The sequence below is a fragment of the Bathymodiolus japonicus methanotrophic gill symbiont genome, assembly GCF_019721995.1.
GTDB lineage: Bacteria > Pseudomonadota > Gammaproteobacteria > Methylococcales > Methylomonadaceae > Methyloprofundus.
This window is the reverse complement of record NZ_BLYC01000001.1, coordinates 449,105-472,836: the sequence shown is the minus strand read 5'-3', so window position 1 is coordinate 472,836 and position 23,732 is coordinate 449,105. Positions and strand designations below refer to the sequence as shown.

General features: G+C 43.1%; 32 protein-coding genes and 3 pseudogenes. 11 read left to right on the top strand and 24 right to left on the bottom strand.

What is annotated here, in order from left to right:
- Window positions 1–126 precede the first annotated feature (126 nt).
- Both K6984_RS02850 and K6984_RS02845 read right to left on the bottom strand, forming a co-directional pair.
- Window positions 127–666: a transposase gene (locus tag K6984_RS02850; protein ID WP_221894073.1), complete on the bottom strand. Its 540-nt coding sequence runs from the start codon at window positions 664–666 to the stop codon at window positions 127–129.
- A gap of 205 nt (window positions 667–871) precedes the next feature.
- On the bottom strand, window positions 872–3,220 hold the full coding sequence (locus K6984_RS02845; RefSeq protein WP_275967703.1) for a DNA translocase FtsK: 2,349 nt from the start codon (window positions 3,218–3,220) through the stop codon (window positions 872–874).
- Window positions 3,221–3,432: 212 nt separating this feature from the next.
- Here K6984_RS02845 and K6984_RS02840 point away from each other — a divergent pair, with 212 nt between their 5' ends.
- Entirely contained in the window at window positions 3,433–4,437 is a 1,005-nt protein-coding gene (locus tag K6984_RS02840) for a cytochrome-c peroxidase (RefSeq protein WP_221894072.1), read from the top strand.
- Between the two features lie 91 nt (window positions 4,438–4,528).
- On the opposite strand, the gene K6984_RS02835 is transcribed toward K6984_RS02840, so the two are convergent.
- On the bottom strand, window positions 4,529–4,864 hold the full coding sequence (locus tag K6984_RS02835; protein ID WP_221894071.1) for a SpoIIE family protein phosphatase: 336 nt from the start codon (window positions 4,862–4,864) through the stop codon (window positions 4,529–4,531).
- 20 nt (window positions 4,865–4,884) lie between these two features.
- Window positions 4,885–5,055 carry a hypothetical protein gene (locus tag K6984_RS02830; protein WP_221894070.1) on the bottom strand — a complete coding sequence of 57 codons (171 nt, stop codon included), beginning with the start codon at window positions 5,053–5,055 and terminating at the stop codon, window positions 4,885–4,887.
- A gap of 12 nt (window positions 5,056–5,067) precedes the next feature.
- Here K6984_RS02830 and K6984_RS02825 point away from each other — a divergent pair, with 12 nt between their 5' ends.
- Window positions 5,068–5,220, top strand: a complete 153-nt coding sequence (locus K6984_RS02825) for a hypothetical protein (protein WP_221894069.1) — start codon at window positions 5,068–5,070, stop codon at window positions 5,218–5,220.
- On the opposite strand, the gene K6984_RS02820 is transcribed toward K6984_RS02825, so the two are convergent.
- Window positions 5,201–5,884 carry an IS6 family transposase gene (locus tag K6984_RS02820; protein WP_221894068.1) on the bottom strand — a complete coding sequence of 228 codons (684 nt, stop codon included), beginning with the start codon at window positions 5,882–5,884 and terminating at the stop codon, window positions 5,201–5,203. The two genes, K6984_RS02825 and K6984_RS02820, sit on opposite strands and share 20 nt — an antisense overlap.
- Before the next feature lie 409 nt (window positions 5,885–6,293).
- Here K6984_RS02820 and K6984_RS32320 point away from each other — a divergent pair, with 409 nt between their 5' ends.
- Window positions 6,294–6,422: a hypothetical protein gene (locus tag K6984_RS32320; protein WP_263458596.1), complete on the top strand. Its 129-nt coding sequence runs from the start codon at window positions 6,294–6,296 to the stop codon at window positions 6,420–6,422.
- A gap of 234 nt (window positions 6,423–6,656) precedes the next feature.
- On the opposite strand, the gene K6984_RS02815 is transcribed toward K6984_RS32320, so the two are convergent.
- From K6984_RS02815 to K6984_RS02800, 4 genes are all read right to left on the bottom strand, one after another.
- Entirely contained in the window at window positions 6,657–8,261 is a 1,605-nt protein-coding gene (locus tag K6984_RS02815) for an ABC transporter ATP-binding protein (RefSeq protein WP_221894067.1), read from the bottom strand.
- The gene (locus K6984_RS02810) at window positions 8,258–9,589 is read right to left on the bottom strand and encodes an ABC transporter permease (RefSeq protein ID WP_221894066.1); all 1,332 of its coding nucleotides are present in this window, start codon (window positions 9,587–9,589) and stop codon (window positions 8,258–8,260) included. The genes K6984_RS02815 and K6984_RS02810 overlap by 4 nt, the downstream gene beginning before the upstream one ends.
- Window positions 9,590–9,682: 93 nt before the next feature.
- On the bottom strand, window positions 9,683–10,441 hold the full coding sequence (locus K6984_RS02805; RefSeq protein WP_338024425.1) for a class I SAM-dependent methyltransferase: 759 nt from the start codon (window positions 10,439–10,441) through the stop codon (window positions 9,683–9,685).
- The gene (locus K6984_RS02800) at window positions 10,419–10,712 is read right to left on the bottom strand and encodes a DUF1244 domain-containing protein (RefSeq protein WP_221894152.1); all 294 of its coding nucleotides are present in this window, start codon (window positions 10,710–10,712) and stop codon (window positions 10,419–10,421) included. The genes K6984_RS02805 and K6984_RS02800 overlap by 23 nt, the downstream gene beginning before the upstream one ends.
- A 264-nt stretch (window positions 10,713–10,976) precedes the next feature.
- Here K6984_RS02800 and K6984_RS02795 point away from each other — a divergent pair, with 264 nt between their 5' ends.
- Genes K6984_RS02795 through K6984_RS02780 form a run of 4 tightly spaced genes read left to right on the top strand, consistent with a single transcriptional unit; the run spans window position 10,977 to window position 13,075 of the window.
- Entirely contained in the window at window positions 10,977–11,528 is a 552-nt protein-coding gene (locus K6984_RS02795) for a septation protein A (RefSeq protein ID WP_221894151.1), read from the top strand.
- 3 nt (window positions 11,529–11,531) lie between these two features.
- Window positions 11,532–11,834, top strand: a complete 303-nt coding sequence (locus K6984_RS02790; RefSeq protein WP_221894065.1) for a YciI family protein — start codon at window positions 11,532–11,534, stop codon at window positions 11,832–11,834.
- Window positions 11,831–12,097, top strand: a complete 267-nt coding sequence (locus K6984_RS02785; protein ID WP_221894064.1) for a BolA family protein — start codon at window positions 11,831–11,833, stop codon at window positions 12,095–12,097. The genes K6984_RS02790 and K6984_RS02785 overlap by 4 nt, the downstream gene beginning before the upstream one ends.
- A 15-nt stretch (window positions 12,098–12,112) precedes the next feature.
- Window positions 12,113–13,075 (top strand): peptidylprolyl isomerase, encoded by a 963-nt coding sequence (locus tag K6984_RS02780; RefSeq protein WP_221894063.1) that lies wholly within the window; start codon window positions 12,113–12,115, stop codon window positions 13,073–13,075.
- Window positions 13,076–13,077: 2 nt separating this feature from the next.
- Here the strand turns inward: K6984_RS02780 and K6984_RS32315 are convergent, their stop codons facing one another.
- On the bottom strand, window positions 13,078–13,206 hold the full coding sequence (locus tag K6984_RS32315) for a hypothetical protein (protein ID WP_263458630.1): 129 nt from the start codon (window positions 13,204–13,206) through the stop codon (window positions 13,078–13,080).
- Here K6984_RS32315 and K6984_RS02775 point away from each other — a divergent pair.
- Window positions 13,163–13,531: a hypothetical protein gene (locus K6984_RS02775; protein WP_221894062.1), complete on the top strand. Its 369-nt coding sequence runs from the start codon at window positions 13,163–13,165 to the stop codon at window positions 13,529–13,531. The two genes, K6984_RS32315 and K6984_RS02775, sit on opposite strands and share 44 nt — an antisense overlap.
- Here the strand turns inward: K6984_RS02775 and K6984_RS02770 are convergent.
- A pseudogene (locus K6984_RS02770) lies at window positions 13,436–13,738 on the bottom strand (fructosamine kinase family protein); the annotation flags it as partial. The gene K6984_RS02775 and the pseudogene K6984_RS02770 sit on opposite strands and share 96 nt — an antisense overlap.
- A 129-nt stretch (window positions 13,739–13,867) precedes the next feature.
- Here K6984_RS02770 and K6984_RS30475 point away from each other — a divergent pair.
- The gene (locus tag K6984_RS30475; protein WP_230987829.1) at window positions 13,868–14,020 is read left to right on the top strand and encodes a hypothetical protein; all 153 of its coding nucleotides are present in this window, start codon (window positions 13,868–13,870) and stop codon (window positions 14,018–14,020) included.
- A gap of 41 nt (window positions 14,021–14,061) precedes the next feature.
- On the opposite strand, the pseudogene K6984_RS30470 reads toward K6984_RS30475, so the two are convergent.
- The 10 genes and pseudogenes from K6984_RS30470 to K6984_RS02715 form a co-directional block, all read right to left on the bottom strand.
- Window positions 14,062–14,580: pseudogene (locus K6984_RS30470) on the bottom strand (fructosamine kinase family protein); the annotation flags it as partial.
- A gap of 8 nt (window positions 14,581–14,588) precedes the next feature.
- A complete protein-coding gene (locus K6984_RS02755) occupies window positions 14,589–15,149 on the bottom strand; it encodes a tetratricopeptide repeat protein (protein WP_221894059.1) in 561 nt (186 codons plus the stop codon).
- 66 nt (window positions 15,150–15,215) lie between these two features.
- Complete coding sequence (locus tag K6984_RS02750; protein WP_221894058.1) at window positions 15,216–15,692, bottom strand: LPP20 family lipoprotein; 477 nt, start codon at window positions 15,690–15,692, stop codon at window positions 15,216–15,218.
- Window positions 15,693–15,908: 216 nt separating this feature from the next.
- The gene (locus K6984_RS02745) at window positions 15,909–16,412 is read right to left on the bottom strand and encodes a hypothetical protein (protein ID WP_221894057.1); all 504 of its coding nucleotides are present in this window, start codon (window positions 16,410–16,412) and stop codon (window positions 15,909–15,911) included.
- 56 nt (window positions 16,413–16,468) lie between these two features.
- Window positions 16,469–17,767: a transposase gene (locus tag K6984_RS02740; RefSeq protein WP_221894056.1), complete on the bottom strand. Its 1,299-nt coding sequence runs from the start codon at window positions 17,765–17,767 to the stop codon at window positions 16,469–16,471.
- A gap of 432 nt (window positions 17,768–18,199) precedes the next feature.
- Complete coding sequence (locus tag K6984_RS02735; protein WP_221894055.1) at window positions 18,200–18,427, bottom strand: FeoC-like transcriptional regulator; 228 nt, start codon at window positions 18,425–18,427, stop codon at window positions 18,200–18,202.
- Complete coding sequence (gene feoB / locus K6984_RS02730) at window positions 18,424–20,736, bottom strand: Fe(2+) transporter permease subunit FeoB (protein WP_221894054.1); 2,313 nt, start codon at window positions 20,734–20,736, stop codon at window positions 18,424–18,426. Before feoB ends, K6984_RS02735 begins: the two co-directional genes overlap by 4 nt.
- Window positions 20,736–20,978, bottom strand: coding sequence for a FeoA family protein (locus tag K6984_RS02725; protein WP_420831632.1), 243 nt, complete (start codon window positions 20,976–20,978; stop codon window positions 20,736–20,738). Before K6984_RS02725 ends, feoB begins: the two co-directional genes overlap by 1 nt.
- Before the next feature lie 559 nt (window positions 20,979–21,537).
- The gene (locus K6984_RS02720) at window positions 21,538–21,675 is read right to left on the bottom strand and encodes a hypothetical protein (RefSeq protein WP_221894053.1); all 138 of its coding nucleotides are present in this window, start codon (window positions 21,673–21,675) and stop codon (window positions 21,538–21,540) included.
- Between the two features lie 202 nt (window positions 21,676–21,877).
- The gene (locus tag K6984_RS02715; RefSeq protein WP_221894052.1) at window positions 21,878–22,105 is read right to left on the bottom strand and encodes a hypothetical protein; all 228 of its coding nucleotides are present in this window, start codon (window positions 22,103–22,105) and stop codon (window positions 21,878–21,880) included.
- On the opposite strand from K6984_RS02715, the gene K6984_RS02710 reads away from it, so the two are divergent.
- Both K6984_RS02710 and K6984_RS30465 read left to right on the top strand, forming a co-directional pair.
- Window positions 22,062–22,247 carry a hypothetical protein gene (locus K6984_RS02710; protein ID WP_221894051.1) on the top strand — a complete coding sequence of 62 codons (186 nt, stop codon included), beginning with the start codon at window positions 22,062–22,064 and terminating at the stop codon, window positions 22,245–22,247. The two genes, K6984_RS02715 and K6984_RS02710, sit on opposite strands and share 44 nt — an antisense overlap.
- 38 nt (window positions 22,248–22,285) lie before the next feature.
- Window positions 22,286–22,533 (top strand): annotated as a pseudogene (locus K6984_RS30465) (IS66 family transposase); the annotation flags it as partial.
- Window positions 22,534–22,770: 237 nt separating this feature from the next.
- On the opposite strand, the gene K6984_RS02700 reads toward K6984_RS30465, so the two are convergent.
- The 3 genes from K6984_RS02700 to K6984_RS32305 form a co-directional block, all read right to left on the bottom strand.
- On the bottom strand, window positions 22,771–22,986 hold the full coding sequence (locus K6984_RS02700) for a hypothetical protein (RefSeq protein ID WP_221894049.1): 216 nt from the start codon (window positions 22,984–22,986) through the stop codon (window positions 22,771–22,773).
- 428 nt (window positions 22,987–23,414) lie between these two features.
- A complete protein-coding gene (locus K6984_RS32310; protein ID WP_263458629.1) occupies window positions 23,415–23,549 on the bottom strand; it encodes a hypothetical protein in 135 nt (44 codons plus the stop codon).
- A gap of 27 nt (window positions 23,550–23,576) precedes the next feature.
- Complete coding sequence (locus K6984_RS32305) at window positions 23,577–23,705, bottom strand: hypothetical protein (protein ID WP_263458600.1); 129 nt, start codon at window positions 23,703–23,705, stop codon at window positions 23,577–23,579.
- Window positions 23,706–23,732: the final 27 nt, after the last annotated feature.

The following is a 23,732-nucleotide window of genomic DNA, read 5'->3' as shown; positions in this document are numbered from 1 at the left end:
ATTGATGTTACGATAAAAGAGGTTTTTATAGCCGTTGATAAGCTAAATAGTCGCCCTAAAAAGTGTCTCAATTACAAAACACCTTATGAGGTATTTGAAGAGCTGACTGGGATAGATATGAAAAATTTATTGGGTTATGTACTTATGACTTGAATTCAGGTCTTTTAATAAGCCTAATGCAATCTCTGTTTTGGTCGGGTAGGCACTGTCACGTTCAGGCTTAATAGGCCGATCTTTTTTTGCTATACCGCTCTTTTTCAACCGTTTATCTTCTTTATCCCACTGCTTTAAGGCTGGATCCGGCATATAAAAGAAAAAACCGACAGGCACTGTAATGGATGAGGTAACTAGCAGCAATAATACTATCGTTTGTCCATTAACATACCCGCCGGAGCCTTTGTGTTTCTGCTTGTAAACCTTATAAATACGTTTTGTAGACTTAGATCGTGCTCGGTCTGATTCATCAAAGGCCAACACACCTTCAGTAATGCCATAACGTTTTAAAATTAAGACCACACTCACCCGTAGCAACCAGTCCCAGGGTATACTTGCTTTACGAAACACCCAGGATAATGCGGCTACTTTGCAATCTCCAAGGCTTGCTCGCTCAAACTTAGCCCAGCAAACAGAGTTCATTAGCAGTATGCACGTTAAACAAGCGCCCAACCAAGCGGCTTGAATACGTGTCGCAAAGTGGCTGGGGCATTCATTAACATGGGCTTACACCGATAAAATTACAACAACCTCAGAATACCTGATTTTACCTTCTCAATATCAAAAACTTGAACATCGAGTTAAAGTCTTACGATAAGCCAGCCGCCTAGCGTGGCGACATTTAGCATAATAGTTCCGATTAACGCATAATTCATGCTTAATCTCTAATCGGTGCTGGTGCAAGTACCTGGCGTGAGCCACTACCTTCAGCTGGACTAACAACCCCCGCTATTTCCATTGCCTCTATCATCGATGCTGCGCGGTTATAACCTACTTTAAAGCGACGCTGTACACTGGAAATAGATGCTTTGCGTGATTCAGTAACAAATCCTACCGCTTGGTCATACAGGTCATCCTTTTCAGCATCCACTGCCTCTTGCCCGGAAACAAAAGAACCATCGCCACTGTCTGAATACTCATTGGTAATTTCATTCAGATAATTCGCGGGTGCGGTTTTCTTCAAAAATTCAACCACATGATGTACTTCATGGTCATCCACAAAAGCCCCATGTGCGCGCATAGGGATATTGGTGCCTGACGGCATATATAACATATCGCCATTACCTAGCAGGAATTCTGCGCCGCTCTGGTCTAACACCGTACGTGAGTCTATTCGGGAAGAAACCTGAAAAGATAGTCGTGAAGGGACATTCGCTTTAATCAGGCCAGTTAAAACATCAACCGATGGACGCTGTGTTGCCAGGATCAAATGGATTCCTGCAGCACGTGCTTTTTGAGCTAACCGGGCAATTAATTCTTCTACTTTTTTGCCGACGATCATCATCATATCGGCCAACTCATCCACCACGATAACGATATTAGGCAAGGCACTCAAGGTTGGTATGCTTTCACCCTCTGCTAATTCAGTGTCATAGCTATACATGGGGTCTTTAATTGGCTCACCATTGCTTTCCGCATCGCTCACCAGCTTATTAAATCCCGCCAGATTTCTCACACCTACTTTAGACATCAATTTATAGCGTCGCTCCATTTCCGCCACTGCCCAGCGTAGTGCGTTAGCCGCATCCTTCATATCCGTGACAACTGGTGTTAGAAGATGAGGTATTCCTTCATACACCGATAACTCCAGCATTTTCGGGTCGATCATAATCATTCTGACTTCATCCGGTGTCGCCTTATACAGCATACTCATAATCATGGTATTAATCGCGACTGACTTACCCGATCCGGTAGTACCTGCAACTAACAAATGCGGCATTTTAACCAGATCCACCACCACTGGAGCACCGGCAATATCTTTACCCAGAAATATGCTGAGTGGCGACTTTGCCTTAATAAATTTAGATGACTCTAAACCTTTTCTAAAACAAACCATCTCCCGCTGCTGATTAGGGATTTCCAGACCAATCACGGATTTACCCGCAATCACTTCCACAATTCTAACGCTAGTAACTGATAAGGCGCGTGCCAGATCTTTTGCCAACCCTGAAATCCGGCTGACCTTTACGCCAGCTGCCGGCTGCATTTCAAAGCGGGTAATTACTGGCCCCGGTAATACCGCAGTCACTTCGACAATAACATTAAAATCTTGCAACGATTGCTCTACCAGACGCGACATATCTTCCAGCTCATCAGCTGAATAGCTCTGCACTTTGACTCTTCTTAAATCGAGTAATTCAGTATCAGGCAAAGTACCCGGCTGTACATCCTTAAATAAATCAGGCTGTACTTTTTTACTAACCACCGGTTGCTTAAGCAGCTGTTCAGGAATAATCTCTGCCGGGGGCTCAACAAAGTTAATAACAGGCGTTTTTTTGCTGCTAAAAGGCTGCTTCACAGGTTCCACTTTTACAACATGGGTTTCCGCAGATTCATCAGTTGCAGAATTGGTATACTCTTCAGCCTGACCACTTGGGTACACATCTCTTGTACCTGCTTTTTGCAGCAACTGGGCTATTTTGCGAAAGAAAAAAGCAAAGAAAGTGAGGGTTTTTCTGCCCACTACTTCCAGCATTTTTACCCAGGAAATATGCGTGTACAAAGTAAGGCCCGAGAAAAACACTGCAATCAGCAATAAAGTCGCGCCAGAATTGCCAAAGCTAATCACGGCCGCTTCGCCTACTTCTTGACCAATAATGCCGCCACTATTTCTTGGTAGTTCAATTCGACAACGCAGGATATGTAAATAACAAAAAGTACTAGTAGAAATAATCACAGCGGCCAGACCAAGCCAGCGCAACAGTTTTGTTAGGCCAGTCGTCGCAATCGTCTGATGGGTAAAATACAAATACCCCTGCCAGCCTATAATAAATGGAAAACTAAAGGCGACTACGCCGAAGAAACTAAATGTAAAATCTGCTAGCCACGCACCCACCATTCCGCCAGCATTATTGATCTGCATACCTGAACCGCTGTGAGACCAGCCTGCATCTTCATGGCTAAATGAAATAAGTGATATTAAATAAAAAAGCGCGATCACGATAAAACCCAGAAAAGCAGTTTCACGTAAGCCTCTTACCGACCTTTCTTCCATCACAGCTGCCATTACAAAACACCTAATAATCATAAAAAACAAAATAATAGAATAATCATTACATAATTCACATGAAATAAAAAGAACTAATCTTGTTTTTCCAACGTACAGTAAGTACAAAAATAATTTTCTCTGAACCAATATATGCTTATCTGGTTGAGGTCATCAGCTGACATCTGTGGTAATATTCAGTTTCTTAAAAAAATAATAATCTGGAGGATGGTATGTCCAAAATTCGTTCTATTGTTACCGCAATAGCACTTGCTAGTTCTGTTTCAGCCGCGTCTGCATATGAAGCTCTGCCTACCAAGGCACCTGCACCCGCAAATAACCCGACCACTGCTGCCAAAGTTGAGCTAGGCCGCATCCTGTATCATGACCCTAGACTTTCTTCTACAGGCACGGTTTCTTGTGCCTCATGTCACAACACCATGTTAGGTGGCGAAGATAACCGCCCTAACTCTATGGGTGTCAATGGGCAAACGGGGGGGCGTAGTGCGGCTACTGTCTGGAACTCTGCATTTAATAAAGTGCAATTCTGGGATGGTCGTGCGGCTAGCCTTGAAGATCAAGCGGCAGGTCCTGTGACTAACCCGATAGAAATGGGTATGAAAAGCTGGGATGATGTGGTTGCACGTTTAAAATCAATTGACGGCTACCAGGCTTATTTTGACAAAGCGTTCGGTGCCAACTCAATCTCTAAGGACAGTGCGACTAAAGCGATTGCCGCTTACGAAAGAACTTTAATTACCCCTAACAGCCCTTATGATAAATATGCCAAAGGCGATAAAAAAGCCTTAACCGAGCAGCAGGTACGTGGCTTAAACAAGGTGGTTGAGCTTGGTTGTGTAGGCTGTCATAGCGGCCCAGCTTTCAATGGCCCAGGCACATTCCAGAAATTCCCACTAATTGATAATGCTTATTTAGAAAAGCAATACAAGCTTAGCGATGATAAAGGTCTATATGAAGTCACTAAGAAAAGTGGCGATGAGAACTTTTTCAAAGTGCCAACGCTACGTAATATCGCTTTAACAGCACCCTATTTTCATAATGGTTCGGTTAAGACACTGGATAAGGCCGTTAAAATCATGGCCAATGTGCAGCTAGGTAAAAAACTAACTACTGACGAAGTTGCTGATATTGTAGCCTTCCTAAATGCTTTAACGGGTGAATTCCCTAAACAGGAAATGCCTGTTCTTCCGGGTACACCAGGTACTACGTTTTACTAAATAGTGTTGTAGTTTAACGCTATAAAAAGAACGTAATCCGGCACTTGCTGGGTTACGTTTTTTTAATGCTCCGCAATAAAAAATCATCAGCCTACTTACATTTTATCACAATAATACTCCGCTCGGTATTTAGATAGTTATCCGCAGTAAATGCTTGTAACTCAGATTGTAATCTTTGCATGATCACCTCTGCCGACTGCTGCGAGTTATGCTGAATAATACGCTCTATAGAATCCTTGCTAAACTGCTCACGTTGATCGTTCTGGGCACCTGTCACGCCATCAGAACATAGGATAATAATCCCCCCTTGCGCTAATGCAATGCTTTTGGTTCTGTCGCATAAATCCCCCTTCCCGACGTTATCTGCTATCATAATTATCAATTTCAATAAAAGGTGGATCACATGCTCAGCTTCAAAGGCACTCACTTTCCAAAAGATGTCATTCTTTAGGTTCTGTCGCAATAATTATCAAAAGCACAGACCTCCGCTGTCAGCCCCGGACGGGCTGATAGTCTCCAGAAGGCGCAGGGAAATTTGCCAATCCGAAGTGCGCGATAGCGCGCGAGGGAGGCTAAAATTTTATCCCGAATAGCCGTAGAGCCATTTGTGGTAGCCATGACTGAGCTGCTTTGTGCTCAGTCTGTGGCGGACGCAGGGCGGCTGGAGCATCTCCTATTCGCTGCGTAGGTGAACGAATTACGGCGACAGGAGTCCCGGAATTTCGTGAGGTAGCATGGCGCGCCTGCTGGTCTTCAGGCATAACTATCCTGCTAAAGCCATAAACTGCCTATAAGCAGGAATATTTTCCTCAGACAATTGCCCCTTTCGGATGATATGTACCGTTTCAATTCCATCAATTGTTGCTTGGGCGGAGTGAAACGCTTTAAAGCCCATCATCGGTTTTGTTATTTTTTTGATAAAGCGATGATCCTGTTCGATGATGTTATTCAAATATTTAACTTGTAATATGTCAATCATAGTGGCAAACCCAGCGAGGATTAACAAGAGGTTAATATTGGCTAATCCTGCATAGTTAGCGCCACTTTTATCCATAACGACCTTATCAGGAAAGCCATTATTGTTAATCGTTTGTTTGAAAAATGCGGTTGCAGCCTCTTCATCACGGTGCTCAGAAAGCATGAAATCAAGCGTATCCCCGTGACTATCAACAGCTCGGTATAAATAGGTCCACTGACCCTTCACTTTGATATACGTTTCATCCATGCGCCACGATTTATTGGTTTCTCGTTTCTGATATTTAGCTTTTACAGCAATGGCAGGAGAATAACGGATAACCCAACGATTGAGCGTAGCATGATCCACTTCAACACCTCTTTCTTCCATAATTTCTTCAAGGTCGCGATACGAAACGCCATACCTGACATAAAAGAAAACAGCATAAAGAATGACATCTTTTGGAAAGTGAGTGCCTTTGAAGCTGAGCATGTGATCCACCTTTTATTGAAATTGATAATTATGATAGCAGATAACGTCGGGAAGGGGGATTTATGCGACAGAACCATTTTTAGTCCCTGATAGGCGACAGGGCAATTCGCTGATTCGACGTGTGCTAGCAGCACGCGAGAGGAGCAAGAATTGCATTCCGAATAGCCGTCCAGCCAGTGAGGTAGTAATGACGAAGCGGCTTTTGTGCGTAGTCGTTGCGGACGCAGGGTGTTCAGGGCATCTCCCATCCGCTGCGTAGGTGAACGAATTATGGCGACAGGAGTCCCGGAATTTCGTGAGGTAGCATGGCGCGCCTGAGTTACACCACCTCTCTAGGGTGGGGGAGTCCAATTATCTTTTTCTACAACGCAGAAGACGGACAAAAAGACAAGCCGGGGAGTCGCTATTTTTGCGAAAGCTTGTTTTGGGCATCCCAGCCCAAGCAAGCAGCAAAAACTTAACGCGACCACTTATGCCTCCGGCGGCCCCGATTCGTCCTCGTCACCTCGTCCCGACCCAACAAGGGGTCGGAACATAGGCTCCAAATGACTTGACGCCGTGTCGGATGGCCTTTTATTTTGTCTCCACCTTCGCTAACGCTCAGACTCCGACAGAATAACGGCCCTACGGCTATCGCGGACTAAAAATCATCACTTCGCTTAGGCTCCGTTTCCCTGATTTTCAGCGAAGGTGGGTGGGTTATTTGTTGCGAGTTACCTAACCTGAACTTGGTAAGCTCCCAATTGTCAGGATAAAAACCAGCCAAATTGCTTTAAGACTGCTGTACCAACACAGGCACAGCACTTAATAGTTTTTGCGTATACGGATGTTCGGCATGTCGTAACACCTGATCAACTGTTCCATGCTCAACAATTTTACCTTGATACATCACAGCAACTTCATCCGCTATTTCGGCAACCACCGCAAGGTCGTGGGTAATAAACAGATAACTGATATTTTCAGTTTGCTGCAACTGTTTTAATAGCTCAATAATTTGTTTTTGCACCGATACATCTAATGCCGAAGTCGGTTCATCGCAGACAATCAACTTGGGCTTCACCGCCAAAGCACGGGCAATGCAAATTCGCTGTCTTTGCCCTCCGGAAAATTCATGTGGGTAACGATACAAAGCTGTTTCATCCAGCCCCACCTGCTTTAGTAAATTTACAACGATTGTGATACATGCTTGCTCGTCTATCTCAGACTGCAAAGTGCGAATTCCTTCGGCAATAACATCTATAATTAACATGCGTGGATTCATTGCAGCAAACGGGTCCTGAAAAACTATTTGCATAGCGGAGCGTTGCGCGCGTAATTCTTCGCTGGATAATGCGGCCAGATCTACTCCGTCAAAAATCACTTGCCCGGCAGTACTGGGAATCAGGCTTAATAGCCCCTTGCCCAGCGTTGTTTTGCCACAACCAGATTCACCCACCAGGGCCAAGGTCTTTCCGATTTCCAGGGTAAAACTGACATCGTCCACCGCTTTTACATAATCGACCACTCGCTTAAACAAGCCTTTACGTATAGGGTAATGCACTTTAAACTCGGTTAATTTTAAAAGAATACCTGACTCTGGCTTTTGCTGTGCTGCACGGTGTTTTATATCCGGTAAGGCACTGAGTAATTTTTGCGTATATTGATGCTGGGCATGACTAAAGATCTGCTTATTCTCTGCAACTTCAACAATACGCCCGGATTGCATGACGGCAACTCTATCGGCCATATTCGAAACCAGTGCCAGGTCGTGACTGATTAGCCATAAAGCCATGCCATTTTCTTGCTGAATTTTCTTTAATAATAGTAAGATCTGCGCCTGAATAGTGACGTCCAGAGCAGTGGTAGGTTCATCCGCAATCAATAAATCTGGCTCACCTGCCAGGGCAATGGCAATCATGACGCGCTGTCGTTGACCACCAGATAATTGATGCGGGTATTCATTAATACGCCGTTCTGCATCCGGTATGCCAACTTGCTCTAATAGCGCCAGAACTCTTGTAGTACACTCTGTTTTAGATAAGGGAAAATGTAGTTGTAGGGTTTCTGAAATTTGCTGGCCAATACTCATCACAGGATTAAGTGAGCTCATCGGATCCTGGAAAATCATCGCGATACGCCGTCCACGCACCTGACACAACTCAGCTTCGGGAGTGCGTAATATATCAATTTCGGCAAGCTGTATGCTATCTGCCTGCAGTGTTGCCTGAGCAGGGTGCAGACGGATAACTGAAAGTGCTGCCAGAGATTTACCCGAGCCTGACTCACCCACTAAGGCAAAGGTTTCACCTTTATTGATATTAAAGCTAATGCCTTTAATAACACACTGATCAGCGAAGCTTAATTGTAGATTTTCTACGGCTAATAAGGGGGTATTCATGATTGCACACGTCTAGGGTCAAAGGCATCACGCACGCTATCAGCAAATAAATTCGCCGCAAGTACCAGGCTAAACATAAACAATAACGACGCAGCAAGTGACCACCAGACGACTGGCTCACGCGCCATTTCCAGACGTGCGCCGTTGATCATATTACCCCAGCTGTAGGTGGTTGGATCCACGCCGATATTCACGTAAGACAACACTGCTTCGGCCAGCACTAAAGAACTAAAGTCCAGCACCACAGAAATTAATACGATATGCATCACATTAGGCAGAATATGCCGGTATAAAATAACCCTGGGTGGTACACCTAGCGCCTGTGCCGCCTGTACATATTCCATTTCACGCAGCTTTAAGGTTTCAGCTCTAAGCATGCGGCATAAGCCTGTCCAGCTAGTGACGCCCAGGATTAGACAGAGAAATAACAGACGCATATCGGCGCGTGCCACCAGGCTAGTAAATTGCTCCTGATGGTTTGCCATATACACCTGTACCATCAGGATCGAGGCAGCAATGAGCAATACCCCGGGAATAGAGTTCAAAGTGGTGTAAATATACTGAATAACATCATCCACCCAGCCACGAAAAAACCCCGCCAGAATTCCAAATACAATGGCGAGTGGCAACATAATCAACGTAGTCAGAGAGCCAATAACCAGCCCGGTACGGATGCTTTTAATAGTTTGGAAAAATACATCTTCACCCACTTTGTCCGTCCCCATCACATGATAATACGAGGATAATTCCACCAACATATAGCTACCGGCAACGAGAAAAAAAAGCGTCATAAAAACAGTATTGACTGCTTTATTCCTAAAAAACACCCGCTGCCATAACCAGTGATAGGCATAAAAAAGAATGATAACAACGCCCGTACCTTTAATAAATCCTACCCAGGCCTTAGCTAAGATATCACCTACAATTTCAGCTTGAACATCATCTAAATGACTACCGCCATATTTTAAACGAGGATACCCCCAATAAGGCATCTGATCAGCGCCCATAACCAGCTCTTTACTATATAAATAGGCGGAAAAAGGCGCTGAATAGCTTTTTTCCTGATGCAAGCGTATAGGACTAGCCCAATAATCTAATACACTGATAATGTCATTATTCTGGCTGTCACTCGGTCTAAAGTGTATTGAGTCTAGCAGACCGATAAACAGGAAAAACACCAGGAAAACCAGTGCCGTCATTGCTGTCCTGCTCTGCGAAATTTTTTTCCATGGGCGTACAAAGTGCTCTTTGCCACGCAAGCTAAAAAATAGCAAAGTTATCACTGCCATAAGTATATAAATTAGCGCATCAGTCCATAAAATGATCATATATCTATTAAGCGTAGGGCGCGGCTTTAGACGCCATTATCAATAACTATATTAAAAGGCGGGCTAAAGCCGCGCCCTACAAGAGTGACAAAACTATTTTAGTGCAGTCACTAATGCATTAACTTCACTGCGATTGCTTAGCTTGATCTCTTTAAACCCTGCTTGCTCAAGTTGCTGCAAGGAAAATGACTCGCGCATCACATGATTTTCCGATTCATCAGCAACTAAATGTACGATCCAGTGTTTCAGGACATCCAGCTTATTAACAGCTATCAGGGCCTTAAAAAACCCCGCAATTTCATTTTGCACAGTACGAGTATGAACCGAGATATCATCCAGAGCATAACGATCGCCATTAATAAACTGACCCCCCGGCTTTAATACCCGGTAAATTTCGCGGATAACTTCAACACGATAAATATCCAGAAAATTATGTAGTGTATATGCCGAGGCCATAATATCCATACTATCAGTAGCCATGCTTTTTAATGCACTTAAGGCATCACGTCCATCAAAGGTGACCCTGCCCTGTTCAACCCATTGCTTTAAACTTTGCTTTGCCTGATTTTGCATGGTCGGCTCACTGTCAACAGACACGATATTAACCGAATCAGCAGCCAAAAGAATTGATAACGTTGTAATTCCAGTACCGCCACCAAGTTCCAGCACAGAAAGCGCTTGAGCAGGATGGCTGTTTGCATACTCTGCAACGGCTATGCTAACTAAGTGATTCATCTGTGTCGCCAGTGGACAAATTAGTTTTAATGTCTGATATTCCTGACCTATTACCCCTGAAAACATGGCATCATACTGGCTACCGTTCATGTCTTTACGTTCCTTTTTTGCTTGCAAAGAGAGCCAGTTGCTCGGCAGTGGCTGTTTTTTGAAACTGTTCTTTCCAGTCCCCATAAGGCATGTCATAAACATACTCTCTTGCCGCATCATAATCCATCGCCACACCTTTCGCTTCTGCTGCAGCCAGATACCATTTTGCCATGCAGTTACGACAAAAGTCAGCCAGATTCATCAAATCTATATTTTGTACTTCGGTATGCTCTTGTAAGTGCGCAACTAATTGTCGAAAAGCTGCCGCTTCAATTTCAGTTTGTGTGTTAGCATCCATCATCGTCTCATGTAAGTCTGAAAAACATTTTATTCTAGCAGAAAGCCTAAGAAATTCATGTACAAAAGTAAAAAAAACACCTACAATTGCATAATTATTTGGCTATATAGTCTACCTGTTTGATCATAGACCGCTAACTCAATTGTAAACCAATGTTATCATTTGCTACTGCAATCAAGCTAAAGACCATATACAGTGCAATAAGTACTATTTAATCGCTAATAAGTATTGCTTTTTACCGACGAGACCCCACTTCATATTTTCATGAATAAAATACTCTTTGATTTCTTTCCTATCGTTCTGTTTTTTATCACGTATAAAAACTACGACTTATACGTTGCCACTGCAGTTGTAATCGCTGCGACCTTTGTGCAAGTTTCTTACACCTGGTTTCGACATAAAAAAGTTGAAACCATGCAGTGGGTTACTCTTGGGTTAATGGTCACCATGGGTGGTGCTACTTTGTATTTACAGGATGAGCAGTTTATTAAATGGAAGTTAACCATTATTGAATGGCTATTCGGCGGCGTATTACTCGGCAGTCATTTTATCGGCAAAAAAACCATTATTGAAAAGATGATGGACGCAAACATGGAATTGCCTAATAAAATCTGGTCTATCTTGAATTTTGTCTGGGCGCTATTTTTTATCAGCGTGGGCTGCATTAATATCTACGTCATGTTTAATTACAACACCGAAGACTGGGTGAACTTTAAAACCTTTGGTGTCCCTGCGATGATGGCTGTTTTTATTTTACTACAGGTCGGCTTTATGTATAAATACATGCCTGACCCCGAACCTGAATCTGAGGAATAATCCATGCTCTATGCCATCTTAAGCGAAGACGTGACTGACAGTCTGGACAAAAGACTCGCAGCGCGCCCTGACCATTTAAAACGCTTACAGGAATTACAAGATCAAGGTCATCTGGTTATCGCTGGCCCACACCCCGCCATCGATAGCAATACACCAAGCGATGCTGGTTTCACTGGTAGCCTGGTGGTTGCAGAATTCACCAGTTTAGATCAGGCAAAAGAATGGGCTGATAGTGACCCCTATATTGCCGCCGGTGTTTATGCAAAAGTTTCCGTTAAACCCTTTAAGCAGGTATTTCCCCAATGAACGTTGATTTAATTAAATCATTACTGACAGAATCCCTGGCACCCGAGCAAATTGAAATAGCCAATAATAGCCAGGCTCACGCTGGCCATGCAGGCGCTCAAAGTGGTGGTGGAAATTACCATGTACGCATTGTATCTAGTGCATTTGAAGGAAAGTCATTAGTACAGCGCCACCAGTTAATTTATAAATCCCTGGGCGATTTGATGAAACATGAAATTCATGCCCTGGGTATAGATGCATTCACCCCAACCGAGTCACACTAAAGGAAAATGACCATTATGAAATTAAAAGTAATCCCCTTTTTATTAGCAGGATCTGTTTTATTAACCGCCTGCCAGCAAAATGCCAATAACATTGCCTCTCCCACTATTCAAAAAGAAGATGCGGTTGCGGTTGTTAATGGTGAATATATCAGTAAATATGCGCTGGAAACATTAACCTCTGAAGTTAATGAGCGAACTCGTGGGCAAAACATACCCCAGGAAAAACTGATTGATGAGCTGGTACGACGTAAATTACTTGTTCAACAGGCTGAGAGCAAAAAGTTAGACCAGTTACCTGAAACTCAACAGCGTCTGGTGATGATGAAAAATGCCTTATTATCCCAACTTGCTATTGAAGATTTCATCAAGTCACACCCGGTTAGCGATGCTGATCTAAAAGCCGAGTATAACAAGCAAATTGGTGATACTGTTGGCGGTACTGAGTACAAAGCACGCCATATCCTGGTTAAAACTGAACCTGAAGCGGTCGCTATTATCGCTGAACTTGATGAGGGTGCTGATTTCGCTGAGCTAGCTAAAACTCAAGGCGGCGATTTAGGCTGGTTTGGCCCTAAGCAAATGGTTGCACCTTTTTCTGACGCTGTCGCTAAATTAGACAAAGGCAGCTATACAAAAACACCGGTTAAAACTCAGTTTGGCTGGCATATCATAATTCTTGAAGATACTAGAGTACAAACACCTCCTCCATTTGAGGCGGTTAAAGCTCAGCTAGAACCTTTAGTACAAAGACAGAAAATGACTGCTTATCTTGACACTTTACGTAAAGATGCAAAAGTTGAAATTTTTACTGCACCTGAAACTCCGGCGACTCCTACTGGAGTTCCAGCTCCATCCTCTAATACAGCAGATAAAGCCGCCCCTGCTGAAACCGTGATAGTTGAAACAGTCACTGAGGAAGTCACACCAACATCGGATACGGTTACTGAAACAGTTGAAGTAGCACCTGTTACTGAGTAATATTAGTTTAAACTAAAACCAGGCGCGCATGCTACCTCACGAAATTCAGGGACTCCTGTCGCCATAATTCGTTCACCTACGCAGCGGATGGGAGATGCCCTGAACGCCCTGCGTCCGCAACGACTACGCACAAAAGCCGCTTCGTCATTACTACCTCACTGGCTGGACGGCTATTCGGAATGCAATTCTTGCTCATCTCGCGTGCTGCTAGCACACGTCGAATCAGCGAATTGCCCTGTCGCCTATCAGGGACTAAAAATCACCACTTCGCTAAGCTACGTTTCCATGATTTTCAGCGAACGCCCGCTAGTTATTTCGAGGGCTAGCGGGCATTTTTGTATGACTTTAAAAACTTTGGCTTTAGGTATGCTCACTGATTACACACCGCATCATCCCTTCTGCCTGATGCAAATAACCACTACCAAACAGATTCAGGTGATTCAGAATATGGTATAGATTGTATAAGGTCTTACGCGCTTTATAACCTGAATCTAAAGGCCAGACTTTGTTATACCCTGCATAAAAATCTGCGCCAAAACCACCAAATAACTCGGTCATAGCAATATCTGCCTCCCGGTCTCCATAGTAACAGGCGGGATCATAAATAATCGCTTGCCCTTGCATGTCTGATGCAGCATTACCCGACCACAAATCCCCATGCAATCAGGCGCGCCATGCTACCTCACGAAATTCCGGGACTCCTGTCACCGTAATTCGTTCACCTACGCAGCGAATAGGAGATGCTCCAGCCGCCCTGCGTCCGCCACAGACTGAGCACAAAGCAGCTCAGTCATGGCTACCACAAATGGCTCTACGGCTATTCGGGATAAAATTTTAGCCTCCCTCGCGCGCTATCGCGCACTTCGGATTGGCAAATTTCCCTGCGCCTTCTGGAGACTATCAGCCCGTCCGGGGCTGACAGCGAAGGAAGCCTGTGGATCATAGCTAGAAAAGAACTCTGGAATTAACGGGCAAAGCCTGGCACCTAGCTGCTGTATCTCTCCGGTATATCCATTGTCAGCCGCTAATTTAAGCTGCACGTTTATGCGCTGTTCCTGCCAAAATTTAACCCAGTTATTTTCCCGGGTATTTTTCTGTGGGTTACTGCCGATATAATTATCATGATGCCAACCATAATAATCCTGTTTAACTTGATGCAGTTCAGCTAACTGTCTGCCTAACTGTTGCTGAGTAGCAGGGTTTACTGTCCTTAATGGCACAAATTCCAGCACCAAAAAAGCATTGCCTCCAGCAATTCCAGACACAACCGGCTCGGGGATACGTAAGGTTTTTGTTTGTGCTAATTCTTATAAACCCAGCGCTTCAACCTCAAACATAGTCAATAAACTAGCTCGATTCAGTTTAACGAAGTATTCTTGCTCAGCACCTTGCAAATGAAACACCTGATTAATATCTCCGCCGTGCATTGCATTAACTTTTTGTAAGTTAAAAGCCTTTCCGGTTACTTGTTCAATCTGTTCAATAACGACTTGCCAATCTTGCATAATCACTCCTAAAAACGACTGGCCTTCTTTCTTGCTGTTGCAGCTCCAGCCCGATCACCTTTTTGTTCTCGCGCCTCGGCAATTAATAACCAGTTTTTCTTTTTTAAGTTGGCATTTCCTTCAGCCAGTAAATCGGACTTCTTTGCCAGATTCTCAGCAAGATCAGGCAGTCCTTGCTGTAATCTTAGTTTAGCCAGTTTATATAGCAACAATGGATTGCGTGGCTCTATACGTAAAGCACGCTCGATAGTTGCCACTGACTCATCCAAATTCCCCTGTTTATAACTAGTATCAGCTTCTGCAAGTAGTGCGATGACCACATTTGACGATTTGGGTAGTGGCTTTACAGCAAGTTCCTGCTGTTTGAGAATAACGGGGTCTTGTACAACTTTAATTTGTGCCGTCCTTTCTGCATCTTGCTCAGTAGCAGCTGAGGTTTTTCGGGAGTTACCTGTTTTTCCATACACAGGCGCAGGATCCTGTTTACTGGCAAAACCACTACAGTCTGCTAATGCCCCGGTAAGACTACCAAGTAATGCAATTTTCTTAATCATTTTATAAAAACTCATTGTAATAACTAGCCGATCACTTCACGCTATTACTGTCATGAAAAATCAACCTTATAATTTAAGCTGCTAGTCCATGGCAGCAATTTCTGCTAATGATTTCTGCGTTTGCAAGCCTTCCCAAAGTGCAGGGTCATTTTGCATACTGGTTTTAACAGCGGCGTGCGTCAAAGAGCTAAGCTCTTGCTTATCTAAACCAACCAACACATACATTCGGCCTTCGGGTCCAATTTGCGACTGGTATTGTTGTACACCTGCCAGGGTTTTATTGCTAATTGTATGCACAGTACTTTGTCCGGCTTTAAGGGCTTGTGCATTATCGACCTGAATTGTAGTAAGGTACTGGGTAACTACTTTAGCCGTCCGGATTTTAAATAATTCAGTCAGCTGCTTTACTGCAGCCATTTCTGCCAAATCCCGCATATAATTTAATCCCGCCACAGATTTATCTGCAACTCCAACAGCTTGCAGCTCCAGTCCAGCGACAGGCTCTGCACAGATCCAGCCAGGCGCCTCCTGATGATTTGGAAAGACACAGGCGGGCATGGCATTTTTCAGCTTGACCCGATGCTCAATACAGGCGATTAGGTTCAGTGCAACAAAAAATATGCAAAAGTTAAAAAAAATTTGCTGAATTGTCTTTTAATAATATTGCAGGGAGTTAGCATCATAAATATTCTCATCTTTCCACACCGCTGTTTGTCAACATAGAAGCCGCAGTTGAGGGAAATCAAAGTGTGAACAGCAACGTAACTTAATACTCTAGAAAACCAGTAGAAAAGTCAGAGTAAAACCCACGCAATAAGCAGTAACTAACTTAATCTTGCTCAGCAGAGACAATAATTTCCAACTTTTTACCTTACGCTTTTTATAGATTAGCCAGTCTACCTTGATATGCCTCTTTAAGCGATAGAGGTATTTTACGCCATGTGTGAACCTGTATAAGGCATACAAAACAATGATCATTGCCACATTCACAATAATCACTTCATTTTGATGCTTATTAGTGGGCAAAGCCTCGGCTAAAATAGACTCCAGAAATTCCTCAATGAATTCAATCAATAAGTGAATCAGTTCAAAAATAATATCCACTATAATCAGCATTAACTCCACTAGAAAATCAAAGCTGAGGATGATAGTTATTAATAAAAAAAATTTCACCCCGACATAGATTAACATTTCCTTATCAGAATGATATTCATGGTCTTCTGAGTTAACATGACTTTTGTCTGCCACTTTTTGATCCATATTATCTGGCTGCTGCATAATTTTAATCTTTTGCTCCAGTAAATTTAGCCTAATAGACAGTGGTGTTATTTACATCAGTGTTCCCCTATCAATTGAGCCCGTGAAACTAACCTCGCCACAAGAGAGCTCATAAAGCACTGTAAAGACATTCCTGTTATTATTGCGTTTTGAACTGCCCGAATGGTATACGAGCTGATACGAGATATTCTTGCCTGGAAAAATAATGGATTCACAAAACGATCTCGTTTTTGAGCCTGTTGCTGCCTAATCTCCAGAGCCTCGCTATATTTTTTATCCGATGGATGAATCAATTCTGGCTGTTGTGTTTTTGAAATCTCTTCAAACACGCGCATTAAATTATAGCTCATTGCAGTCAGGCGCATTTGATTTTCAAGTGAGCGGGTATTGGAAGACCAAGCTTTAGTTTCCTTGAAATTACTTTTAGTGTTATTGAATGTCTTTTCAATCGTCCATCGCTCGAAATACAGCATGGCAATGGTTCCAGGGTTAATAGTCATTGGCAAGGTTGTCACAAACCGGTGAAGTTTTCCGGTTTCTGGATCACGGTAATCCACCACGTTAAATTTGATGCCCTTGTTTTCGTACACACTGTATGCTTCAACCCCTGTATTGATCTCATGGCGGGAGTCAAAAGGGATAGACTCAACCAGAGTCGCAATTGAATTTTCTTTTAGCATTGAAATCATGTAATTAGCATGTCGTTTCTGCCGATCCCACCAGACAAAGTCGGTGACGGCTTTATCGTAGACATAGAGATGTTTCTGAGAGCTGTTATTTCCCTTGTTTTGCTTTTCAATATGATCTCGTAACACAGGTATTTCTTGATGTCTCTGAGTTCCGTTTGTCACCAGACAAAGAAATCTGAGCAACCCACTTCTGAGGTTCAACGCGTAAATCCCCCCGGCCGCCTGAACTTTCCCCTTGCTGTTTTTTTCAGTATGGCAGGCATGATCAATAAAATGTCCATCCGCTGCTTCTATGGTGTATTCGTCAAGTTCCGGGAATGCTTTAAGATAATCAATGCCTTGCGATAGCAGTGTTTCAGCGTGAAGATGATAGCTCTGCTGTTCAAATGCCTCAAGCATACTTGTTCGTCTATGCGACTTCAGTGATTTAAAATACGTTGAGTGGGGAAGCAGCTGGCCATAAATCTGTTCATTGGTTTGGAGGAAATGGCGACCACTATCGACTACACTGATACAGCGTAATAACCCAAGGCGAATAAAGTCGATATCCTTCAACTCTGGGCATGAACGAGCCCACAAAGGATGACGCTCTGCTAACAGGGCACGTTCCATACTTTCATTGCAGTGTTGGTGAATATGTTCAGAGAGTGGTAGGTCTTTAAGCATGGGTGATATCCGTTTATGAGGTGATTAAAACGGAAATTCTTAGAAAAATTCTTCGGCAAATGCAAGCTTTATTTGAAATTATTTGTTGTTTTTTTACGGTGCCTACAGAGTGTCTATTTGCTGTGATAAGTGATTAAAATCAAAAAGATGGAAATATTCGAGTGGTGCTACATTCAGGTAGGTTATAGGCTGCTTTGTTTAGGTACTTCTTCTTTCAATGGGAACACTGATGATAAACATGGTAAAACCACCTAAAATAAACCTCGATACACCAGCATTGTGTATTTCAGCTACTCAATAATTGGGAAACTTCAGTTTTAGTTAAGAGCCATCAAAAAAAAGCAACGCAATAGCTTTAGCTACTGCTGATATTAGAAAATAGCTAAAGCTTTTTTACTACTGCTCATTATCCAACATGTGAATTCGGGGGGGCTAAACTTTATCCACCCATTCATAAAGTTCAGTCATAGCAGGATCACATTTACAACACCCGGTACCACAGGCAGTCCCCAAATCTAATTGCCTGACTTTACCTTTACTAATCCATTTACGTAACATACCGCGCAAGGCATCCGCATCGGTATCAAAGTGATTTGCCATTTCCAGCAAAGACAGACGGTGCTGCTGTTTCAGGTAATCGCGCAACTCAGATAAAATCATGCAACCTCCCTTTTTAATTCAGTTCTACCTGCTAACCAAAAAGAAAAAATCACACTACAAAAGCTCATCAATAGGCCAGTAACCCATAAAAGTGACTGTTGAGGATGTTGTGCATAGGTGACAAGTTGATAGAAAGTGGTTGCCGTCATATAGGCAATCCCGGTCGTCCAAAAGACCACAAAAATTGCCCATCTAGCTCCAGTTTCTCGCTGAATTGCCGCAGTTGCTGCAACACAGGGTGCGTACAGCAAGATAAATAATAAATACGCAAAGGCACCTGCCTGACCATCAAAGCGCGCCTGCATCTCGCCAAATGTTCCATGGCTAACATCCTGCTCTTCAGCAGCGGAATCCATGTTACCAACATCGCCTATATTGAGACCTAGTGGATCAAGCAGATTATCAGCCACAGCCCATAGATTCTCAGGGATAGTCAGTGTTGCATCGATCAGTCTTTGCTGCAGATTAAATGCTGCCTCTTGCTGCGCCACACTGTCTAAAGCAAGCTGATTATATAAAGCATCTAGCGTACCAACCACCGCTTCTTTAGCCAGAATCCCGGTAAAAATGCCTACTGTCGCAGGCCAGTTATCCTCACGAATCCCCATCGGTTGAAAGACTGGGACTAAAGTACGCCCTATTTCACTCAGCACAGATTTCTGCGTATTTTCCTTACCAAAAGAGCCATCGATTCCTAATGAGTTTAAAAAATTCAGTACCAGAACCATCGGTACGATGACCTTACCCGCATTAAACAGAAAGGTTTTTAAGCGATCCCAGGTGCGGATAGCAATACTTTGCACTGTCGGTAAATGATAATTAGGCAGCTCCATAATAAAGGGCATAGATTCCCCTTTAAACAAGGTATGACGCATAATCAAACCGGTAAATACTGCCACCATAATACCAAAAACATATAAGCCAAATACCAGATTCTGTCCGCCTACCGGAAAAAAGGCCGCTGCAAATAAAGCATACACGGGTAAACGCGCCCCACATGACATAAATGGGTTCATAATATTGGTTAATATTCTATCGCGCTGACTTTCCAGGGTACGTGTTGCCATAATCGCAGGTACATTACAGCCAAAGCCAACGATCATTGGCACAAAGGATTTACCCGGCAAACCGATCATACGCATAAACCGGTCAACAACAAATGCCGCACGCGCCATATACCCCGAATCTTCAAGTAAAGATAAGACTAGAAACAAAAAACCGATAATAGGAATAAATGTAGCAACAACCTGTACACCTCCACCTCCGCTATCTGCTAGCAAGACTACTAGCCACTCAGGCAAAGACAATGTTTGTAATAACACTGCAAAACCATCAACAAAAATAGCACCCGCGACCTGATCAAAAAAATCAACAAAGGTGCTGCCTATATTAATCGTGATCATAAACATCAGATACATCACCAATAGAAAAATGGGTATTCCCAGAAAGCGGTTCAATACCCATTTATCAATTTTATTAGTCATCCCTCGACTGACTTCATGTATTTTATTAACACAGTTTTGCGTGATTTTATTTACAAAACCATAACGAGCATCAGCAGCTAAAATATCTACTTCATCGTCAGTTGCCTTTTCAATAGCTTGCTCCAAGGCTTCTGCCTTTTGTACAAAGTGGCTACCCGCAATTTTCTGGGCTAAGGTATCTCTTTCTAATAATCGTATGGCTAACCAGCGTGAATCACAATGATGTTTGCTGGCTTGCTGCTGCAACTCACTTGATAACAAGCTGATAGCCTGTTCTATTTGCGGATGGTATTCAATATCTAAATACGGCACTGGTTGTTCAACTACGGCAAGATTAACACCGTTTTTCAATTCTTTAATGCCCTGACGTATGGAAGCAGATATTGGAATAACTGGACAAGCTAGCTGTTTAGATAAAACCTGTATATCAATTTCCAGACCACGTTGCGCGACGACATCCATCATATTTAGCACAACAATCATCGGCACACGCATTTCTATTAACTGCGACGTTAAATACAAATTACGCTCAATATTGGAAGCATCCAGAATATTAATAATTAAGTCGGCCTCTTTAGCCGCAACATAATCTCTGGCAATGCGTTCATCCAGCGAAATTTCATTGTCGGCTTCCAGCGAATAAGTACCGGGCAAATCAACGACTGTTATCTGTTTTCCAGCATGTGAGTATTCACCGGTTTTCTTTTCTACAGTCACGCCAGGCCAGTTACCTACATGTTGGCGTGCGCCAGTTAAGGCATTAAATAGCGTCGTCTTGCCACAGTTAGGATTACCCACAACCGCGACTGTATAATCAATCTGCATTAAACCTTCTCTATACTTAATATATCGGCTTCATTCTTACGCAGGGTTAAAGAAAAGCCTCTTAAGGCAATTTCCACAGGATCACCTAACGGCGCAAAACGTACGATAGAAAACTCGGTTCCAGTCGTTAAGCCCATTGCCAATAAACGTTTCCTATAAGCCCGGCCTTGTTTGCTAAAACCTGTTACGCGCCCTTTCTCGCCTATGGCCAAATCTTTTAAGTCAAATATTCTCATATCCATTTACTTCTCCTAATCAGAGACAATAACTATCTAATTAATAATCATTCTCATTACTAGCTATAAATATAGCATATTCCACAAAAAATTACCTTACTTTTTAGCCCATATTAAATGCTTTAATCAAGTATTCTGCACACGACAGTAAGATACACTTTAGTGTTGAATAATATTGTAGTTGGGTTTTGAAGCGTAATGGTACGAAAAGTAACACTAGTCTCTACAATCAATAGATTTCAGCTATTTAATGGCCTTATGTGAACGGTGGAGCATTTCCGAATATAAATGGCGAATACTATTTCTAGAAAAAGAGAGGCATAAAAACCACTTCTGTCTTTTCTTGATTTTCGCAATAATTGAGCTTCAAAAAGGGAACCTCGTGGTTTTCAATATCTTCAGTCGATTTAATCTCAGGTAACACGCAATAAATAACCTACCAAATAACTATTTCTACAACGCAGAAGACGGACAAAAAGACAAACAAGGTGGGTGGGTTATTTCTTGCGAGTTACCTCAGTACATCGTTCAGAGCGCATTTGTTCCATTAACTCCAGTTGGTACTTTATCCCGCTATCAGCCCCGGACGGGCTGATAGTCTCCAGAAGGCGCAGGGAAATTTGCCAATCCGAAGTGCGCGATAGCGCGCGAGGGAGGCTAAAATTTTATCCCGAATAGCCGTAGAGCCATTTGTGGTAGCCATGACTGAGCTGCTTTGTGCTCAGTCTGTGGCGGACGCAGGGCGGCTGGAGCATCTCCTATTCGCTGCGTAGGTGAACGAATTACGGCGACAGGAGTCCCGGAATTTCGTGAGGTAGCATGGCGCGCCTGATATTGCTTCTCTTATGTCATCAATAAACTCAAATATTTCAGTTGCCTGCTCTGGTGTCCAATAATCAGGAAGTTTAATGTTTTCCTCCGTCGTTGAAAATCATGGAAACGGAGCTTAGCGAAGTGGTGATTTTTAGTCCCTGATAGGCGACAGGGCAATTCGCTGATTCGACGTGTGCTAGCAGCACGCGAGAGGAGCAAGAATTGCATTCCGAATAGCCGTCCAGCCAGTGAGGTAGTAATGACGAAGCGGCTTTTGTGCGTAGTCGTTGCGGACGCAGGGCGTTCAGGGCATCTCCCATCCGCTGCGTAGGTGAACGAATTATGGCGACAGGAGTCCCGGAATTTCGTGAGGTAGCATGGCGCGCCTGTCTTTTTTCTACTTTTTCTCGGCACGTTCTTTGGCTTCTTTCAGACGATAAGAGTCACCTTCAAAAGAAATGATTTCAGCATGATGTATCTGCCTGTCAAACAATGAAATTGATTTTGAAGAGGATGTTCTGCGCTTTATGATACATAGCTGCGTGCCGTTTACCAATAATGCCGCAGAAAATTCGATTCGGATGACTAAAGTGCAACAGAAAATATCGGACTGCTTTCGTAATACCAAGGTGCCGAGATAATTTATCGTGTCAGAGGTTATTTATCGATGCCGTAAGCAAGGTCTAAAAGTGCAACTCATGCAATGACGCTGGACTTTGAAGGAAAGTTGCCTGAGTTTGCTTTATAATTTCATTCGGCAATTCAATTACTCTGAGTAGTTACCTTTTATTTTTTCCGCATGATCAACCACATGGTTATTTGTCAGAATATAGGTTTTATCGGATAACAGCCTATTATCAACTTTAAAGACAAAACCGGAACCTTGTCCTGTTGCCTTCTGCCGAGGCTGAGGTAATTGTTGCTGGAGCACACTAGGCAATTGATCACCAAAAAAACGTTTAAATTGCTCATCGTTGAAAGGCTTTCACGGTGTATTTAACGGCGTAGAAAACTGCATGGCCGGATTGTGTACGCTACTCTCAACCTGCACAAACACCACAGAAGGCGATACTTTGCGTGCTATTGATGCAAATGCCTTACTCGTCGACCGCAAACTTTCAATAACTTCTTCTTGTCCATAAGCTGGCAATGCAATAAAGCACAATAGTATTAATAGGCGTTTTAAAACCTTGTTTTTCATTTAAATTCTCCTAAGTTATTGCTAAGATTTAGGTTGAATAATGACAAAAAAATTTAAATCAAGAAGTGCCTGCTTTTCTCACTCTAAGTCCCAATATCAATAAGAACCAGCCGTTGAACAGGATTTCAATAGCAATTAATAAACCGATTAACCAAAGCGCTGATTCAGGCAAGTTTGCCAAAATAATACCTGTTAAAATAAGGTCAAACAGACCTAGCAATGCTGGTAGAACCCAACTCCAATCTTGCCGTTTACAATAAAACGCATACCAGATGCGGGCTACACCAATGACAGCAAATAACGATGCTATTAATATTAGTAATGTCTAATATTTCAGAAAAATAAGCATTAGCTGATATTCTTATGCTTTAAAAACTAGGAAACTTCAGATTATAATGATCTAGCTCCCGAAGAATTAATTATTTGGTCTACTTTGGCCTTCGCTGAAAATCAGGGAAACGGAGCCTAAGCGAAGTGATGATTTTTAGTCCGCGATAGCCGTAGGGCCGTTGTTTTGTCGGAGTCTGAGCGTTAGCGAAGGTGGAGACAAAATAAAAGGCCATCCGACACGGCGTCAAGTCATTTGGAGCCTATGTTCCGACCCCTTGTTGGGTCGGGACGAGGTGACGAGGACGAATCGGGGCCGCCGGAGGCATAAGTGGTCGCGTTAAGTTTTTGCCGCTTGCTTGGGCTGGGATGCCCAAAACAAGCTTTCGCAAAAATAGCGACTCCCCGCTACAGACCTT